This window comes from Streptomyces xinghaiensis S187 (genome assembly GCF_000220705.2).
Classification (GTDB): domain Bacteria; phylum Actinomycetota; class Actinomycetes; order Streptomycetales; family Streptomycetaceae; genus Streptomyces; species Streptomyces xinghaiensis.
Genome location: NZ_CP023202.1, coordinates 1,999,143 through 2,016,433, shown reverse-complemented (window position 1 = coordinate 2,016,433; position 17,291 = coordinate 1,999,143). Strand labels below are relative to the sequence as shown.

The following is a 17,291-nucleotide window of genomic DNA, read 5'->3' as shown; positions in this document are numbered from 1 at the left end:
TGAAGGACAGCAGACATGACGACGCCCACGATCGAGCTCAAGCCCTCCGCGCACCCGCTGCCCGCCGCGGAGCGGGAAGCGATCCTGGCCGCCCCCGGTTTCGGCCGCCACTTCACCGACAACATGGTGACGGTCAAGTGGACGGAGGGCCGCGGCTGGCACGACGCCGAACTCGTCCCCTACGCGCCGCTGTCCGTCGACCCGGCCAACATGACGCTGCACTACGCGCAGACCATCTTCGAGGGGCTCAAGGCCTACCGCCGGCCCGACGGCTCCGTCGCCACCTTCCGCCCCGAGGCCAATGCCGAGCGGTTCCGTTCCTCCGCCCGCCGCCTCGCCATGCCGGAGCTGCCCACCGAGCTCTTCCTCGCCGCCGTCGACGCCCTCATCACCCAGGACAAGGCGTGGGTCCCCGGCACCGGCGAGCAGTCCCTCTACATCCGGCCGTTCATGTTCGCCACCGAGGTCGGCCTCGGCGTCCGCCCCGCGAACGAGTACCTCTTCCTCGTCATCGCCTCGCCGGCCGGTGCCTACTTCCCCGGCGGCGTGAAGCCCGTCTCCGTCTGGCTCTCCGAGGAGTACGTCCGGGCGGCCCCCGGCGGCACCGGCGCCGCCAAGGCCGGCGGCAACTACGCCGCCTCCCTCGTCGCCCAGGCCCAGGCCGCCGAGCAGGGCTGCGACCAGGTGGTCTGGCTCGACGCCATCGAGCGCCGCTGGATCGAGGAGATGGGCGGCATGAACCTGTACTTCGTCCACGGCGGCCCGGACGGCAAGCGGCGCATCACCACCCCGGAGCTCTCCGGCTCCCTCCTCCCCGGCATCACCCGCGCCTCCCTCCTGCAGATCGCCGCCGACCTCGGCCACGAGGTCGCGGAGGAGCGCATCTCCGTGGAGGACTGGCGCAACGGCAACGCCGACGGCTCGCTGACCGAGGTCTTCGCCTGCGGCACCGCCGCCGTGATCACCCCCGTCGGCTCGGTGAAGTCCGCCCGCGGCAACTGGACCGTGGGCGACGGCGAACCCGGCGAGGTCACTCTCCAGCTCCGCAAGGCCCTCCTCGACATCCAGACCGGCGCGGCCCCCGACCCGCACGGCTGGATGCACCGCGTCTGCTGACCCCCCCCGCACGCACGCCGGTGGCACGCACGCCGGTGGCACGCACGCCGGTGGCACGGATGCCGTGCCACCGGCGGTTTCCGGACAACTGACCGCATCCTGAGACAGGTGGGAACCCGGAGGCGCGGGTGTGCCAGACTGCCCCCGTGCTCTCGTTCGCCACGATTATTGGCAGCAGGCGCGCCGGTCCCCAGTGACCGCTGAACCGCAGCAGAACCGCGGCAGCGGACACCGTGTCCCAGGACCCGCGCGCAGACCTCTCGCACCCGCGAGAGGTTTTTTCGTTTTCCGGCCCACCCCATGCCGGCGAACGGAGCGCGGGGATCAGTGGAGGACGGTGGAACCGGTTCCCCCGTGTCCCCGGCAGGGGGGATCCCAGGTAGACCGAGATCCCGACAGGAGTTCGGAAGAGTCATGACGGACGCAAGCGGCCCCGCTCAGGGGGACGACAGTTTCCACGTCTTCGACACCACGCTGCGCGACGGAGCGCAGCGCGAGGGCATCAATCTCACCGTCGCCGACAAGCTGAAGATCGCGCGGTATCTGGACGACTTCGGTGTGGGGTTCATCGAGGGCGGCTGGCCCGGCGCCAACCCGCGGGACACGGAGTTCTTCCAGCGCGCCCGCGCCGAGATCGACTTCCGGCACGCGCGGCTCGTCGCGTTCGGCGCCACCCGCAAGGCGGGGGTACGGGCGGAGGACGACCCGCAGGTCCAGGCCCTGCTGGACTCCGGCGCCCCGGTGGTCACGCTGGTCGCCAAGTCCCACGACCGCCACGTCGAGCTGGCCCTGCGCACCAGCCTCGACGAGAACCTGGCGATGATCCGGGACACCGTGGCCCATCTGCGCGCCGAGGGCCGGCGGGTCTTCCTCGACTGCGAGCACTTCTTCGACGGCTACCGTGCCAACCCGGGCTACGCCAAGCAGGTCGTCCGCACGGCGCACGAGGCCGGGGCCGACGTGATCGTCCTCTGCGACACCAACGGCGGGATGCTGCCCGCGCAGATCCAGGCCGTGGTGGCCACCGTCCTGGCCGACACCGGCGCGCGGCTGGGCATCCACGCCCAGGACGACACCGGCTGCGCGGTGGCCAACACGCTGGCGGCCGTGGACGCGGGCGCCACGCACGTCCAGTGCACCGCCAACGGGTACGGCGAGCGGGTCGGCAACGCCAACCTCTTCCCGGTCACGGCCGCCCTGGAGCTCAAGTACGGGCGCCGGGTGCTGCCTCCGGGGGCGCTCGCGGAGATGACCCGCATCTCGCATGCCATCGCCGAGGTCGTCAACCTCACGCCCTCCACCCACCAGCCCTATGTGGGGGTCTCCGCCTTCGCGCACAAGGCCGGGCTGCACGCCTCGGCGATCAAGGTGGACCCGGACCTCTACCAGCACATCGACCCCGAACTCGTCGGCAACACCATGCGGATGCTGGTGTCCGACATGGCCGGCCGCGCCTCCATCGAGCTCAAGGGCAAGGAGCTCGGCATCGACCTCGGCGGCGACCGGGACCTGATCGCCCGGGTGGTCGACCGCGTCAAGGAGCGCGAGCTCGCGGGCTACACCTACGAGGCAGCCGACGCCTCCTTCGAGCTGCTGCTCCGGGCCGAGGTCGACGGCCGGGCCCGCCGCCACTTCCGCACCGAGTCCTGGCGGGCCATCGTCGAGGACCGGCCGGACGGCACCCACGCCAACGAGGCCACCGTCAAGCTGTGGGCCAAGGGGGAGCGGATCGTCGCGACGGCCGAGGGCAACGGCCCGGTCAACGCCCTGGACCGGGCGCTCCGGGTCGGTCTGGAGCGGATCTACCCGCAGCTGGCCGGGATGGAGCTCGTCGACTACAAGGTGCGGATCCTGGAGGGCCGGCACGGCACCGGGTCCACCACCCGCGTGCTGGTCACCACCGAGGACGGCGAGGGGGAGTGGTCGACCGTGGGCGTCGCCGACAACGTCATCGCGGCCTCCTGGCAGGCCCTGGAGGACGCGTACACCTACGGTCTGCTGCGGGCGGGCGTGGAGCCCGCCGAGGAGCTGTAGCCGCCGCGGCTCCATGCCCGCGCCCCGGCCGGAGGGAATCCGGCCGGGGCGGGTGCGGGGAAGCAGCGGGGGCCGCGGCTCCCGGGGATGGCGGGTGCCGGGGATCAGGCGGCCGGCGCGGACTTGACCGCCGAGATGTCGAAGGTCAGCTTCACCTTGTCGCCGACCAGGACACCACCGGTCTCCAGGGCCGCGTTCCAGGTCAGGCCCCAGTCGGAGCGCAGGATCTGCGTGCTGCCCTCGAAGCCGACGCGCTCGTTGCCGTAGACGTCCGTGGCGGCGCCGTTGAACTCCAGGTCGATGGAGAGCGGGCGGGTGACGTCCTTGATCGTGAGGTCACCGGTGACGCGGTAGACGTCCTCGCCCAGCGGCTCCACGGCGGTGCTGCGGAAGGTCATCAGGGGGTACGTCCCGGCGTCGAAGAAGTCCGCGCCGGCGAGGTGCTGGTCGCGGTCCTTGATGCCGGTGTCCACACTGGCGATCCGCACGTCGACCGAGGCGGTGGAGCGGGCGGGGTCGGAGCCGTCGAGGTGGAGCCGGCCCTCGTGGTCACCGAAGGAGCCGCGCACATTGGTCACCATGGCGTGCCGCACGGTGAAGGCGATGTCGCTGTGGGCCGGGTCGATGGTGTAGTCGCCGGTCAGGGCGGCGAGGCCGGGGGCGGCGGCCGGCCCGGCGGCGGTGGCGGTCGCGGCGGCCGCCCCCGGGGCGGTGGTCGTGGCGGGTCCGGTGCTGCGGGCGCTCTTGCGGGTGAACAGAGCCATGGCTCCTCCTCGGGCTGAAAGTTTGTTTAGCGTTCAACAAGTTCGACTGTAGAGGATGATTGTTCAAACTTCAAGCAAGCTTCCCCGGGTGGTCCACGGCAGGCCGTCCGCGACGTCCCTTTGTGGGAACCCCACACCTCTGAGGCGCGGCAGTAGTCGGAGGCCGGCGCGACAAGGACGGTTCTGTCCAAGCCGGCCAGGAATCGGCGGCGGAGACTGTGCGGAATCTACGCACGGTTTCCGGGGTCGGGTTTCGTAGGGTCGGTACATGACCCTTCTGGACGAGACGCCACCCGAGGCGAGCGATGCCCGTGGGCGGGTGGCGGAACTGCGCGCCATCCGCGAGCAGGTCCGGCGCGGCCCGAGCGACCGGGCCACCGAGGCACAGAAGGCCAAGGGCAAGCTGACCGCCCGCGAGCGGATCGACCTCCTCCTGGACGAGGGCTCCTTCAACGAGGTGGAGCCGCTGCGCCGGCACCGGGCCACCGGCTTCGGCCTGGAGGCCAGGCGCCCGTACACCGACGGCGTCATCACCGGCTGGGGCACCGTGGAGGGCCGGACGGTCTTCGTCTACGCCCACGACTTCCGCATCTTCGGCGGCGCGCTGGGCGAGGCCCACGCCACCAAGATCCACAAGATCATGGACATGGCCATCGCCGCCGGAGCGCCGCTGGTCTCCCTCAACGACGGGGCCGGCGCCCGCATCCAGGAGGGCGTCAGCGCCCTCGCCGGCTACGGCGGCATCTTCCAGCGGAACACCCGGGCCTCCGGCGTGATCCCGCAGATCTCGGTGATGCTCGGCCCCTGCGCCGGCGGCGCGGCCTACAGCCCCGCCCTCACCGACTTCGTCTTCATGGTCCGCGAGACCTCGCAGATGTTCATCACCGGCCCGGACGTCGTGCGCGCGGTGACCGGCGAGGAGATCAGCCAGAACGGCCTCGGCGGCGCCGATGTGCACGCCGAGACCTCCGGGGTGTGCCACTTCGCGTACGACGACGAGGAGACCTGCCTCCACGAGGTCCGCTACCTGCTGTCGCTGCTGCCGCAGAACAACCGGGAGAACCCGCCCGCGGCACCCTCCGACGACCCGGCCGGCCGGCGCGGCGAGGCCCTGCTCGACCTGGTGCCGGCCGACGGCAACCGCCCGTACGACATGCGCAAGGTCATCGAGGAGCTCGTCGACGACGGCGAGCTGCTGGAGGTCCACGAGCGCTGGGCCACCAACGTCATCGTCGCGCTGGCCCGCCTCGACGGCCAGGTCGTCGGCGTCATCGCCAACCAGCCCCAGTCCCTCGCGGGCGTGCTGGACATCGAGGCCAGCGAGAAGGCCGCGCGCTTCGTCCAGATGTGCGATGCCTTCAACATCCCCCTGGTCACCCTGCTGGACGTCCCCGGCTTCCTCCCGGGCGTCGCCCAGGAGCACGGCGGCATCATCCGGCACGGCGCCAAGCTGCTCTACGCGTACTGCAATGCCACCGTTCCGCGGATCTCGGTGATCCTGCGGAAGGCGTACGGCGGCGCGTACATCGTGATGGACAGCCAGTCCATCGGAGCCGACCTCACCTACGCCTGGCCCACCAACGAGATCGCCGTCATGGGCGCCGAGGGCGCCGCGAACGTCGTCTTCCGCAAGCAGATCGCCGACGCCGAGGACCCCGAGGCCATGCGCGCCGCGATGGTCAAGGAGTACAAGGCCGAGCTGATGCACCCCTACTACGCCGCCGAGCGCGGCCTGGTCGACGACGTCATCGACCCGGCCGAGACCCGCGAGGTGCTGATCCGGTCCCTGGCCATGCTGCGGACCAAGCACGCCGACCTGCCCTCCCGCAAGCACGGCAACCCGCCGCAGTAACGGAGACCCACGATGAACGCCGACAACTTCCTGCGCGTCGAGAAGGGCCAGGCCGGCCCCGAGGAACTGGCCGCCCTCACCGCCGTCCTGCTCGCCCGGGCCACCGCCCCGGGCCACCACGGCCCCCGCCGCCACACCCCGGCCCGTCCGCACCGCACCGCGCCCCGCTGGCACCGTCCGGAGCGCGGCCCCGGCTTCCGGGCCCCGCACAGCTGGCAGGGCTGAGGCGGCCGGGGCACCGCGCCGCCGGCGGCCGCCACCGAGCGCGCTGCCCACGGCCTCCGCGGCACGCACGGCGGGCCCGGACCGGGACACCCCGGTCCGGGCCCGCCGTGCGTTCTCCCCGCCGTCGCGGGCCCGCTGTACGGCCGTCCGCGGGCCTCACCGGACGCGAGAGGTCCCCGCACCCCTTCCGGGGCGCGGGGACCTCTCGTCGCGTACGGGGAGCCGCCGCGGGGCGGTCAGCGCAGGCGTGCCATGAGGGCGTGTTCGACGAGGGTGATGAGGGCGCTCTTGGCGTCGGCGCGGTGGCGTGCGTCGGTGGTGATGATGGGGGCGTCGGGGCCGATCTGGAGGGCTTCGCGGACTTCTTCGGGGGTGTAGGGCTGGTGTCCGTCGAAGCCGTTGAGGGCGATGACGAAGGGGAGGCCGCTGTTCTCGAAGTAGTCGACGGCGGGGAAGCAGTCGGCGAGGCGGCGGGTGTCGACGAGGACGACGGCGCCGATGGCGCCGCGGACGAGGTCGTCCCACATGAACCAGAAGCGGTCCTGTCCGGGGGTGCCGAACAGGTACAGGATCAGGTCCTGGTCCAGGGTGATGCGGCCGAAGTCCATCGCCACGGTCGTCGTGGTCTTGTCCGGCGCGTGCGTCAGGTCGTCGATCCCCGCGGAGGCAGAGGTCATCACGGCCTCGGTGCGCAGGGGATTGATCTCCGAGACCGCGCCGACGAACGTGGTCTTGCCCACGCCGAAGCCGCCCGCCACCACAATCTTCGCGGAAGTGGTGGAGCGTGCCGCGCCGCTAGAGCTTCCGAAGTCCACTGAGCACCCTTTCGAGCAGTGTCACGTCTGGCTGGCCGCCGGCGGACTCGTCGCCGCCGGGCTGATGGATGGCGACGAGCCCGGCCTCGGCCAAGTCGGCGACGAGGATTCGGGCGACGCCGAGAGGAATGGTGAGGAGCGCGGAGACCTCGGCCACCGACTTGATCTCCCGGCACAGATGGCAGATCCGCTGGTGCTCCGGCAGCTGGCCCTGCAGCTGGCCCGGGGCCGCCGTGGTGTGCACCAGTGCCTCGATGGCGAGCTGGTAGCGCGGGCGGGTCCGGCCACCGGTCATGGCATACGGCCGCACCAGGGGGTTCCTGCTGCCGGCCGCGGGGGAGCCGTGCCGGCGCTGCTGCTGCGGCTGCTGATGCTGGGGTTGCTGCTGGGGCGGAGGCTGCTCGTACGGGGAGCGCTGCGGAGGCGGCTCCTGGTGGTGACCGGGAGCGGAGGGGTAGTCGTACCGCTGGCCGGGCTCGCCCTGTGGCTGGGGTTGATATCCGCCATAGGGGTACCCGCTCGGGGGCGTTGCCACGTCTTCCTCCTCCAACTGCCTCTGCTCTGCCGGTCCCCGTTGCTGTGACGGTTCCGCGTCACCGCACCTTATGGCGCGGTGACGTGAAACGCACGGTGTCTCTGTCAGTTGAGAAGACTTCCCTGGAGTTCGGCTCGGAGGTCCGGGGTGAGGACGGTTCCGGCGCGGTCGACCAGGAGGGCCATCTCGTAGCCCACGAGGCCGATGTCGCACTCGGGGTGGGCGAGCACGGCCAGGGAGGAACCGTCGGAGACGGACATGATGAAGAGGAACCCCCGTTCCATCTCCACCACGGTCTGGTTGACGGCGCCGCCCTCGAAGATGCGGGAGGCGCCGGCCGTCAGCGACGTCAGGCCGGAGGCGACGGCCGCCAGCTGGTCGGCGCGGTCGCGCGGGAACCCTTCGGACATCGCGAGGAGGAGTCCGTCGGCGGATACCACCACGGTGTGGGACACCCCGGGGGTGTTGTCCACGAAGTTGGTGATCAACCAGTTCAGGTTCTGCGCCGCCTGGCTCATCGGGCTCACACTAACGCTCCTGATCGTAGGTGCTGCTGCCGCCGGGGCCGAAGCCCTGGTGGCCTGTGTCCGTCCCCGCGTTACGTCCCCGCTGGACGCCGCGGCGCAGGTTGCTCAACCTGCCGCGGACGTCCTCCGGGGCGCGGGAGACCGAGGGGCCGCCCTGCGGGGTCTGTTCTGCGGTGCCCTCGACCAGGTTGGCCTTGGGTACCCGACGGGGGAGACCGGAGGGGGTCACCCCGCCTGCCTTGGGCTCCCGGAGACGCTCGGCCCGGTGCCAGCGGTCGTCGTTCGCCGAGCGCCAGTCCGGGTCGTCCGTCGGAGAGGTCTCCTGCGGCTTCTGCTCCCGTTCCCCGGACGGCTGCCAGGCCTTGTCCCGGCGGGGGAGACCCGCGCCGGTCAGGGACTGGGCGCCGCTCGGGGAGGGGCCCGGACGTTCGAAGCCTACGCTTTCCGGCCGGTCAGCGGGAGCGTCGGAGGGTTCCGATTCCGGTCCGTGATCCGGTCCGTGATCCGGTTCGTACCGGTCGTCCCGGCCGAAGGGCTCGGACCACCGGTCCTGCGCGGGTGGCGCGGGCTGTGCGGGCTGAGCACCGAAGGGCGAGTACGACTGCTGGTCAGCGGGGGCGGCTTCGCCGTAGGCCGCATCAGGATAGCCGTTCTGCGGGTAACCCGCGTCCTGGTAACCGGAGTTCCGGAAGTCCTGTCCGGCGAAGTCCTGTCCGGCGTAGTCCTGCTCCGGATAGGCGGCCCGGGGATATTCCGCTTCGTAGCCCTGGGGCTCCTGCGGGGCCTCCTGGTGGTACCCCTGCGGCTCCCTCTCGTCCCGGTACACCGGCTGCTGCTCGGCCGAGGCCTCCAGCTGGGCGCGGCGCTCCTCCCGGAGCCGGGAGCGGCCCACGGAGTCCAGTTCCCGGGCGTCGTCGGGTGCCCGCTCGTAACGGGACTCGTCGAAGCCGAGTTCGGCCGCCGTCCGGGCCGGGATCTGGTGCTCCTGGATGCCGCCGTAGGCCTGCGGCTGCTCCGGGACGATCCGGGAGACCGTGAAGTCGTCCTCGGAGGGCTGTTCGCCGCCACCGCCATGAGTGATGTTCTCGGGCAGCATGACCAGCGAGGTGGTGCCGGCCTGCTCGCCGGAGGGGCGGAGCTGGACGCGGATGCCGTGCCGGTCCGCGAGGCGGCCGACCACGAACAGGCCCATGCGCCGGGCGACCGCCACGTCCACGGTGGGCGGGTTGGCCAGCTTGTGGTTGATGTCCGCGAAGTCCTCGGCGGTGAGGCCGATGCCCTTGTCGTGGATCTCGACCATGATGCGGCCGTCGGGGAGCCGGGTCGCGGTGACCCGCACCTTGGTCTGCGGTGAGGAGAACGAGGTGGCGTTCTCCAGCAGCTCGGCGAGGAGGTGCACGAGGTCGGAGACCGCGGTGCCGTGGATCTCCGTCTCCGGGACGCCGCTCAGTTCGATGCGCTCGTACTGCTCCACCTCGGAGGCGGCGGCGCGGAGCACGTCGATCAGCGGGACCGGCTGGTTCCAGCGGCGGCCGGGCTCCTCGCCCGCGAGGACCAGGAGGTTCTCACCGTTGCGGCGCATGCGCGTCGCGAGGTGGTCCATCTTGAACAGGTTCTCCAGCTGGTCCGGGTCCGCCTCGTTGTTCTCGAGGTCGGTGATCAGGGTGAGCTGGCGTTCGATGAGGCCCTGGTTGCGGCGGGAGAGGTTGGTGAAGATCGCGTTGACGTTGCCCCGGAGGAGGGCCTGCTCGGAGGCGAGCCGGACCGCCTCGCGGTGGACCTGGTCGAAGGCGCGGGCCACCTCGCCGATCTCGTCGCGGCTGGTGATCGGGATGGGCTCGACGCGGGTGTCGACCCGGCCCGGGTCGGTCCGCGAGAGCTGGTCGACGAGGCCCGGCAGGCGCTGCTCGGCCACGTCGAAGGCGGCGTTGCGCAGGCGCTGCATGGAGCGGCTCATCGAGCGGGCGGTCATACCGGCCAGGATGAAGGCGGCCAGCAGGGCGAGGACCACCAGGACGCCGGTGATGATGGCTTCCCGCTGGGCGTCGCTGGAGATGTTCCGGGTTTCGGCCACCGCGTCGTCGACGAGCTTCTTCTCCACCGAGCGGTAGGCGTCGAACTTGCCGGTCGCGGTGGCGAACCAGGTCTCCGGGGTGATGCCGGCTTCCTTCAGCTCGTCGCCGTTCCGGTTGGTGGCGATCGAGGTGACCATCTTGTCGAAGGAGGGCGGCGGGATGAAGACGGTCCCGGCGGCGTCCGCCTGCCGCTTGGCCTCCTCGACCTTCTCCTTGCCCTTCTCCTGGGCCTTCCGCAGCTCGCTCTCCAGGAGCTGCTGGTCCTGCGGCGTGCCGCCGCCCACGTACTCGCCGAGGGCGATGTTCTCCAGGTAGGCGTACGAGCTGAAGGCGGTCAGCTGGGCGCCGCGGCTGGCCGCGTCGGGACCGGGCTTGACCAGCAGGTGCATACCGATGGAGCGCTCCAGCGAGAGCGCGGCCTTGGTCAGCGAGATCGCGTAGACCGTGCGGCCGTAGCTGGTGACGTTGCCCGTGCCGAGGCCGAGCTCGTTGGCGAACTCCATCAGGACGTGCTGGACCCGGACGTAGTTCTCCTCGGTCTGCACCCCCGGGAGCTTGCTGGTGTAGGCGTTCTCGCGGAGGCTCTCGAGCTGGGGCTCGACCTCGCGGTAGGCGTCCAGCCGGCGGTTGAGGCCCGGCCTGTCGGGCATGTCCTGGACGGCGGTCTCGAAGTCCTGGCGGGCCGCGTCGCTCGCGGCGCGGGCCTCGGTGACGACCTTGCTGTCCCGGTCACCCGCGAGCAGCGGGGCGGCGGTGACGTCGCGCTCGTCCAGCAGCAGGTGACCGTAGGTGGCGGCGGCCCGGACGAGACGCGCGGTGCGCTCGGCCTCGTTCGCCTCCTGCAGCGTGTTGATCGAGCCGTTGACCTGGAAGAGACCCAGGACCAGGCCGACCAGGACGGGGATCAGCAGAATCGCGTTCAGCTTGGCGGGCACCCGCCAGTTCTGCACGGAGAACCGGCTGCCGCGCGACGGCGGCGGGGGCGGTTCGTGCCCCTCCGCGGACGGTGGCGCCGCTGTGCGCGACGGCGGGGTGAAGTTGCCGCGCGACGCCTCGTGCGACGCGGGGCCGGACTTGCTTCGCCTCACTCGACCAACAACCTCTCGGCGCCGGCACGTCACGTGTGCCGTCTGTCCTGGACAAGCTCCTGTGCAGGAGTTTCAGGGAATTGCAGCACGTCAGGCGTGCGCATTCCAAACACCGGGAAGCGGCCCCACGAGGTCTCGGAACGGGTGGATGAAAGCGACATTCAACGCAAAGACCTTCATAACCTGCCCGAATTATGAGCGCTGTGAAGTTGTTCGAACGCATCGGGTTTACCGGCCGGGGTAATTGTCTGTGGAATCGTTATGAACACGGAGGCGGGCCGTGTCAAACGACACAGCCCGCCTCATGGCCAACTCTCCGGTCCGTCCCGGCAGTTGGCTGGAGGACGCTACTTCAGGCGTGCCATGAGGGCGTGTTCGACGAGGGTGATGAGGGCGCTCTTGGCGTCGGCGCGGTGGCGTGCGTCGGTGGTGATGATGGGGGCGTCGGGGCCGATCTGGAGGGCTTCGCGGACTTCTTCGGGGGTGTAGGGCTGGTGTCCGTCGAAGCCGTTGAGGGCGATGACGAAGGGGAGGCCGCTGTTCTCGAAGTAGTCGACGGCGGGGAAGCAGTCGGCGAGGCGGCGGGTGTCGACGAGGACGACGGCGCCGATGGCGCCGCGGACGAGGTCGTCCCACATGAACCAGAAGCGGTCCTGTCCGGGGGTGCCGAACAGGTACAGGATCAGGTCCTGGTCCAGCGTGATGCGGCCGAAGTCCATCGCCACCGTGGTGGTGGTCTTGTCCTGGACGTGGCTGAGGTCGTCGATCCCCGCCGAGGCAGAGGTCATCACGGCCTCGGTGCGCAGCGGATTGATCTCCGACACCGCACCGACGAACGTGGTCTTGCCCACGCCGAAGCCACCCGCCACCACGATCTTCGCCGACGTGGTGGCGCGTGGCGCGGCGTTAGAGCTTCCGAAGTCCACTGAGCACCCTTTCGAGCAGTGTCACATCCGGCGTACCGCCGGCCTCGCCGCTGCCGCCCGGCTGGTGGATGGCCACCATGCCGGCCTCGGCCAGGTCGGCGACCAGAATGCGGGCCACCCCCAGGGGTATCGCCAGCAGCGCGGAGATCTCGGCCACCGACTTGACCTCACGGCACAGGTGGCAGATCCGGGCGTGCTCGGGGAGCAGCGTCCCCAGCTGGGAGGGGTCGGCCGTGGTGCTGACCAGCGCCTCGATGGCGAGCTGGTAGCGCGGGCGGGTCCGGCCACCGGTCATGGCGTACGGCCGCACCAGTGGCTGGTCGCCGTCGTCCCCGTACGGCGCTTGGTGTGCGGCGCCGTACGGGCCGGGCGAGGCGGGCGGCGGGGTCATGGTTCCTCCGGGCTGGACAACGGTTGTCGTCTGGCGGGGACCGATGGGGGGAGGCCGGTGGTGCGAGGGGGGATCGGCCCGACGGTCGGTTGGTCGTACCTAGGTCGTTCGATCAGTTGAGAAGACTTCCCTGGAGTTCGGCTCGGAGGTCCGGGGTGAGGACGGTTCCGGCGCGGTCGACCAGGAGGGCCATCTCGTAGCCCACGAGGCCGATGTCGCAATCGGGGTGGGCGAGGACGGCCAGGGAGGAACCGTCGGAGACGGACATGATGAAGAGGAACCCCCGTTCCATCTCCACCACGGTCTGGTTGACGGCGCCGCCCTCGAAGATGCGGGAGGCGCCGGCCGTCAGCGACGTCAGGCCGGAGGCCACGGCCGCCAGCTGGTCGGCGCGGTCGCGCGGGAACCCTTCGGACATCGCGAGGAGGAGTCCGTCGGCGGATACCACCACGGTGTGGGACACCCCAGGGGTGTTGTCCACGAAGTTGGTGATCAACCAGTTCAGGTTCTGCGCCGCCTGGCTCATCGGGCTCAACTAACGCTCCTGATGGTAAGTGGGACCAATGCCGTGCTCGCCGGGGCCCGGGTTGTGCCCGGCCTGGCGGCCCTGCTGGATACCCCGGCGGAGATTGGTGAGACGCCCGCGCACATCGGCGGGCGCCCGGGAAACCTGCGGGCCGGGCTGTACGGTCTCCGGCTGCTGTGCCGTGCCCGCCACGAGGTTCGCCCGGGGGACCCGGCGCGGCAGTCCGGAGGTGGTGAGGCCGCCGGCGGCGGGCTGGCGTACGCGCTCGGCCTGCCGGCCCAGCTCGTCGTTGGGGGACGAACGCCATGCCGTGCCGTTGGAGCCGTTGGTGCCGTTGCTCTCGGCACGGGCCGGCTCCCGCCGCTGTGGGGGCGGCGGAGCGGACGCCGGAGCGGGCTGCTCCGGACGGGGCTGCGGCTCGGAGCGGGTCTGCGGCTCCTGGCCGTTCTGCCCCGGCTGGCCGCCGCGGATGCCGCGGAACCAGTCGGACTCCAGCGCCTCGAACAGCGGCGTACGGCCGTCGCCGGGCCCGGTGGCCGGGGGCAGCGCCTCCGGCTCGGAGCGCCGCTGCTGCGGCGCCCGCCGCTCCGGCTGCTGCTGCGCCGCGGGCTGCGGAGCGTTCTGGCCGATGCGCGGGAACTGGGCGGTGTCGCCCTGGTCCCGGTCGTCCCGGACGGGGGGCCGGCCCTGGCCGTGGGGTGCCGGGTACTGGCCCGTGTCGTCCTGCCACTGCTGCGGCGCCGGGGGCCGCTGCTGCGGCGCCCCGGGGGGCGGACCGGTGAAGTCGGGACGCGGGAACTGCGCCGTCGACTCCGCGTCCTCGTGGCCGCGCGGCGCCTCGGGCCGGGAACCGGGCCAGTCGTCGCCACCGGCCGCCCTGCGGGCTCCCCAGCTCGTACCGGACGGCTCGGCCGGCCGCGGCCCGTCCTGCGGGCGGGACGGCCCGCCCGGCAGCTCGCCGGCGGGACCGCGCGGCGGGATCTGGGCCCGCGGACCCTGCCCGGCGGACGCGGGACCGCGGCCCGGTGCCTGCCGCGGCGCACCCGTGGGCGGTGCCACGGGCGGCTGGGCGGCGCCGGGGCCGGAACCCTGCTGCGGGAACGCGGAGCGGCGGGACCGGTCCTCCGGAGCGGCCTGGCGCGCGGGCGCGCCGGAGCCGGGAGCCGGGGCACCGAAGACGTTCGTTCCGGGACCGCCGCCGGGACCACCCGGTCCGCCGCGGCCCTGACCCTGCGAGGGGTCGCCGTAGGCCGGGCCGCCACCCTGCTGCGGGCGCTGCGGCGGACCGCTGTCCGGACGTCCGCCGGGGCCACCGCCCGGAGCGCCGTCGCGGCCCGGCAGGGCCGGACGGCCGCCGCCGGGAACCTGGCCGCGGGGTGCCATGCCGGCGAGCCGGTTGCCCTGCGGCCCGCCCGGGCCGCCGCCGGGGCCCTGCGCGGCGGGGCCGGCGTTCGGCTTGCCGCCGGGGGCCTTGCGGCCGCTCTGGGCCACGTCGACCGGCAGCATGACGAGGGCGGTGGTGCCGCCCGAGTCGGAGGGCCGGAGCTGGATGCGGATGCCGTGCCGCTGGGAGAGGCGGCCGACCACGAAGAGGCCCATCCGGCGGGAGACGGAGACGTCCACGGTCGGCGGGCTGGCCAGCCGCTCGTTGATGTCCGCCAGGTCCTCGGGGGAGAGGCCGATACCGGTGTCGTGGATCTCGACCAGCACCCGGCCGTCGGGCAGCGCGTGACCGGTGACCTTGACCTTGGTCTGCGGGGAGGAGAACGAGGTGGCGTTCTCCAGCAGCTCGGCGAGGAGGTGCACGAGGTCGTTGACGACCCGGCCGGCGACCTCGGTCGAGGGCACGGAGCTCAGTTCGATGCGCTCGTACTGCTCCACCTCGGAGGCTGCGGCGCGGAGCACGTCGACCAGCGGGACGGGGCGGGTCCACCGGCGGCCCGGCTCCTCGCCCGCGAGGACGAGGAGGTTCTCGCCGTTACGGCGCATACGGGTCGCGAGGTGGTCCAGCTTGAAGAGCGAGGACAGCTGGTCGGGGTCGGCCTCGCGGCTCTCCAGCTCGGAGATGAGCGAGAGCTGGCGCTGGATGAGGCCCTGGCTGCGGCGCGAGAGGTTGGTGAACATCGCGTTGACGTTGCCCCGCAGCAGCGCCTGCTCGGCGGCGAGGCGGACCGCCTCGCGGTGCACGTCGTCGAAGGCCGCGGCCACCCGGCCGATCTCGTCCTTGCTGTGCACACCGACGGAGGCGACGGAGGTGTCCACGTCCTGCGGGTCGGCCTCGGAGAGCTGCTTGACCAGCTCGGGCAGCCGCTTCTCGGAGACTTCCTGGGCGGTGTCCTGCAGCCGGCGGAGCGAGCGGACCATGGAGCGGGCCACGACGAACGCGCCGACCAGCGAGACGCCGAGGACCAGCAGGATGACCAGACCGTTGAGCAGGGCGTCCCGCTGGGCCTCCGACCGCAGCTGGCGCGCCTTGTCCTCCATCTCGGAGAGCAGGGTCGCCTCGATCTTGGACATCTCTTCGATCTTGGCGGTGTCCTGGTCGTACCAGTCCTTGTACGACCGCGTCTCGTTCGCGATCGGGCTGTCCGGCTTGAGCATCCGGGCCGCGTACTTGTCCGCCAGGATGATGTTGGCGCTGCCGCCGTCCTCCAGGGCCTGGAGGAGTTCCTCGGTGGTCTGCTTGCCGTCGTAGATCTGGCTGAACTGGGCGAGGGTCGATTCCTCGCTCAGCAGCGCGCTCTCGCCGTAGAGCCGGTCGCTCGCGACGAGCTTCGGCTTGGGCTCGTTGGCGAGGGCCGCGGTGATCATCGCGCGCTGGATGGACGCGTACTCCTTGGCGGAGGAGAACGCGGCCAGCGCGCGGGTGGCGCGGATCATCTCGGTGTTGCTGGTCGCCTGCGCCATGTCCTGTGAGAGGGAGAGCAGCGAGGTGATCAGCTGGTTGTACTGGTAGACGGTCAGCGCGATGTACTCGCTGTCGGCGTACGCGTTGGAGCGGATCTGCTTGATCTGCTCCAGCTGCTTGAGGATGTTGACGAGCGAGGAGTTGACGCCCACGAGGGCGTCGTCCTCCGAGGACTCGATCTCCTGGGTGGCCTCGCGGAACGCCTGCTTGGCCCGGTCGGTCTGCTGCCGGGGGTAGACGACGTCGTCGTTCTTCTTGTCCCCGGCCGCCAGCGGGCCGGCCGAGTGGTCGCGCTCCTCCTGGAGGGCGGACGCCAGCTCGGTGGCCTGCTTGGTCATCTCGGTCAGCAGCTGCATGTTCTCCAGCTGCTCGAGATCGTCCATGGAGGTGTCGATCCGCAGCGCGCCCAGGGTGGTCGCCGCGATGACCGGCAGGGCCAGCAGGGAGACCAGACGGGTGCTGATGCGCCAGTTGCGCAGCGCGAGTCGTGTGCCGGCGCTGGGAGGGGAGACGTCCGGCGAGCCGGAACCGTCACCCCCGCCCTGCGCCTGTGTCGGGGCGGCCCGGTCGGAACCCTGGTCGCCGGTCGTGGCTCCGGGGCCCTGGGCGCGCTCGGGCGAGAGGCCGCGGTCGGCCCCGCCATGCAGCTCCGGGTCCGCCGCAGCGCTGCTATCCCTCTTGAAACGTCCCTGCACTAGCGTCGCAACCTCTGGACCAGGCGTTCCCCCGTGTGAGCGGCGGAACGGTGTCGAGTCGTGGGAACCGGAGCCCCCATGGTGGTCGTGAGTGACCGGCGCGTCTCCCCCGGTTCTGGTTCGTAACTGGTGAGACACCGCCGCGCGGCGCTTCTCTGCGCCAGTGGTGCGCGCCGGCTGGATGGTGCGGCGGTCCGTGAGATTCCAGCACAGAGAGGGATCTCCAACAAGGGCGGAGAACGGCTCTGTCGGACGGGTGACGCTATGTGCGGGCCGGGTCACCCCACGTGGAAAGCAATGCCATGGATAACGGACAATTGCTGGTGAACCGCACGAGAACGGCCGCTGTCCCGGTGGCCCCGATGAGGCGCGGAATGCGGCATTCCATCCGCCGATGTCCCACTTCGTCACCGCGGGGAAGTGGTCCGTTATGACGCTTATGTTCCAGTGTAAGTGAGGAAAATCACATAGGCTTCCCGGCTTTGTTCTCCCGGCGGAGGGGAACCGCGCGTCTAGCCTGCCTGTTGACAACCAGGCCCGGAACGACAAGCACGAGGGACAGAGCGACCGGTGAAGACGACCATGATGTTCCGCAACATAGCGAATCCGCGACGCACCACGCTGGCGCACCTCGAGGACGCCGACGAACTGCGTCCCGCCGTCGTCGGCGAGCCGCGGCCGGAGCCGGAGAGCGCCTCGGAGCTCCCCGCCCGGACCGCCAACCCGCGTCGCACCGTCCTCGTGGACGCCCCGAACGACTGACGCCCGTGGTGCGGACGCGCGTGACCCGCTCCCTCCGGTGAGCCCGGCCCCG

At 71.5% G+C, this 17,291-nt stretch carries 14 protein-coding genes; 5 read left to right on the top strand and 9 right to left on the bottom strand.

What is annotated here, in order from left to right:
- The first annotated feature begins 15 nt into the window (after positions 1-15).
- Complete coding sequence (locus SXIN_RS08510; protein ID WP_019709884.1) at positions 16-1,116, top strand: branched-chain amino acid aminotransferase; 1,101 nt, start codon at positions 16-18, stop codon at positions 1,114-1,116.
- A gap of 414 nt (positions 1,117-1,530) precedes the next feature.
- A complete protein-coding gene (gene cimA / locus SXIN_RS08505; RefSeq protein ID WP_019709883.1) occupies positions 1,531-3,150 on the top strand; it encodes a citramalate synthase in 1,620 nt (539 codons plus the stop codon).
- Between the two features lie 104 nt (positions 3,151-3,254).
- Here cimA and SXIN_RS08500 read toward each other — a convergent pair whose 3' ends face one another.
- Positions 3,255-3,914: a YceI family protein gene (locus SXIN_RS08500; RefSeq protein WP_019709882.1), complete on the bottom strand. Its 660-nt coding sequence runs from the start codon at positions 3,912-3,914 to the stop codon at positions 3,255-3,257.
- A 268-nt stretch (positions 3,915-4,182) separates the two neighbouring features.
- On the opposite strand from SXIN_RS08500, the gene SXIN_RS08495 reads away from it, so the two are divergent.
- Together SXIN_RS08495 and SXIN_RS08490 are read left to right on the top strand one after the other, a co-directional pair.
- Entirely contained in the window at positions 4,183-5,766 is a 1,584-nt protein-coding gene (locus SXIN_RS08495) for an acyl-CoA carboxylase subunit beta (RefSeq protein ID WP_039822146.1), read from the top strand.
- A gap of 12 nt (positions 5,767-5,778) precedes the next feature.
- Complete coding sequence (locus SXIN_RS08490) at positions 5,779-5,991, top strand: acyl-CoA carboxylase epsilon subunit (protein WP_043473541.1); 213 nt, start codon at positions 5,779-5,781, stop codon at positions 5,989-5,991.
- A gap of 236 nt (positions 5,992-6,227) precedes the next feature.
- Here SXIN_RS08490 and SXIN_RS08485 read toward each other — a convergent pair whose 3' ends face one another.
- The 8 genes from SXIN_RS08485 to SXIN_RS08450 all read right to left on the bottom strand — a co-directional run bounded on the left by SXIN_RS08485 (position 6,228) and on the right by SXIN_RS08450 (position 16,477).
- A complete protein-coding gene (locus tag SXIN_RS08485) occupies positions 6,228-6,806 on the bottom strand; it encodes a GTP-binding protein (RefSeq protein WP_078650299.1) in 579 nt (192 codons plus the stop codon).
- Positions 6,787-7,341 (bottom strand): DUF742 domain-containing protein, encoded by a 555-nt coding sequence (locus SXIN_RS08480; RefSeq protein WP_095756812.1) that lies wholly within the window; start codon positions 7,339-7,341, stop codon positions 6,787-6,789. Before SXIN_RS08480 ends, SXIN_RS08485 begins: the two co-directional genes overlap by 20 nt.
- Positions 7,342-7,445: 104 nt before the next feature.
- The gene (locus SXIN_RS08475; protein ID WP_019709877.1) at positions 7,446-7,859 is read right to left on the bottom strand and encodes a roadblock/LC7 domain-containing protein; all 414 of its coding nucleotides are present in this window, start codon (positions 7,857-7,859) and stop codon (positions 7,446-7,448) included.
- Positions 7,860-7,869: 10 nt separating this feature from the next.
- Complete coding sequence (locus SXIN_RS08470) at positions 7,870-11,031, bottom strand: nitrate- and nitrite sensing domain-containing protein (protein ID WP_039822137.1); 3,162 nt, start codon at positions 11,029-11,031, stop codon at positions 7,870-7,872.
- Positions 11,032-11,378: 347 nt separating this feature from the next.
- Entirely contained in the window at positions 11,379-11,957 is a 579-nt protein-coding gene (locus tag SXIN_RS08465; RefSeq protein ID WP_063831840.1) for a GTP-binding protein, read from the bottom strand.
- Complete coding sequence (locus tag SXIN_RS08460; protein ID WP_019706270.1) at positions 11,938-12,348, bottom strand: DUF742 domain-containing protein; 411 nt, start codon at positions 12,346-12,348, stop codon at positions 11,938-11,940. Before SXIN_RS08460 ends, SXIN_RS08465 begins: the two co-directional genes overlap by 20 nt.
- 112 nt (positions 12,349-12,460) lie before the next feature.
- The gene (locus SXIN_RS08455; protein ID WP_019706269.1) at positions 12,461-12,874 is read right to left on the bottom strand and encodes a roadblock/LC7 domain-containing protein; all 414 of its coding nucleotides are present in this window, start codon (positions 12,872-12,874) and stop codon (positions 12,461-12,463) included.
- A 9-nt stretch (positions 12,875-12,883) separates the two neighbouring features.
- The gene (locus SXIN_RS08450) at positions 12,884-16,477 is read right to left on the bottom strand and encodes a sensor histidine kinase (protein WP_095756811.1); all 3,594 of its coding nucleotides are present in this window, start codon (positions 16,475-16,477) and stop codon (positions 12,884-12,886) included.
- 570 nt (positions 16,478-17,047) lie between these two features.
- Between SXIN_RS08450 and SXIN_RS08445 the strand changes: the two genes are divergently transcribed.
- The gene (locus SXIN_RS08445) at positions 17,048-17,239 is read left to right on the top strand and encodes a hypothetical protein (protein WP_019709875.1); all 192 of its coding nucleotides are present in this window, start codon (positions 17,048-17,050) and stop codon (positions 17,237-17,239) included.
- Positions 17,240-17,291: the final 52 nt, after the last annotated feature.

What these genes read in the sequence shown, in the direction of transcription:
- SXIN_RS08510 (WP_019709884.1), top strand. Translation starts at nt 16, where the DNA reads ATGACGACGCCCACGATCGAGCTCAAGCCCTCCGCGCACCCGCTGCCC.
- cimA (WP_019709883.1), top strand. Translation starts at nt 1,531, where the DNA reads ATGACGGACGCAAGCGGCCCCGCTCAGGGGGACGACAGTTTCCACGTC.
- SXIN_RS08500 (WP_019709882.1), bottom strand. Translation starts at nt 3,914, where the DNA reads ATGGCTCTGTTCACCCGCAAGAGCGCCCGCAGCACCGGACCCGCCACG.
- SXIN_RS08495 (WP_039822146.1), top strand. Translation starts at nt 4,183, where the DNA reads ATGACCCTTCTGGACGAGACGCCACCCGAGGCGAGCGATGCCCGTGGG.
- SXIN_RS08490 (WP_043473541.1), top strand. Translation starts at nt 5,779, where the DNA reads ATGAACGCCGACAACTTCCTGCGCGTCGAGAAGGGCCAGGCCGGCCCC.
- SXIN_RS08475 (WP_019709877.1), bottom strand. Translation starts at nt 7,859, where the DNA reads ATGAGCCAGGCGGCGCAGAACCTGAACTGGTTGATCACCAACTTCGTG.
- SXIN_RS08460 (WP_019706270.1), bottom strand. Translation starts at nt 12,348, where the DNA reads ATGACCCCGCCGCCCGCCTCGCCCGGCCCGTACGGCGCCGCACACCAA.
- SXIN_RS08455 (WP_019706269.1), bottom strand. Translation starts at nt 12,874, where the DNA reads ATGAGCCAGGCGGCGCAGAACCTGAACTGGTTGATCACCAACTTCGTG.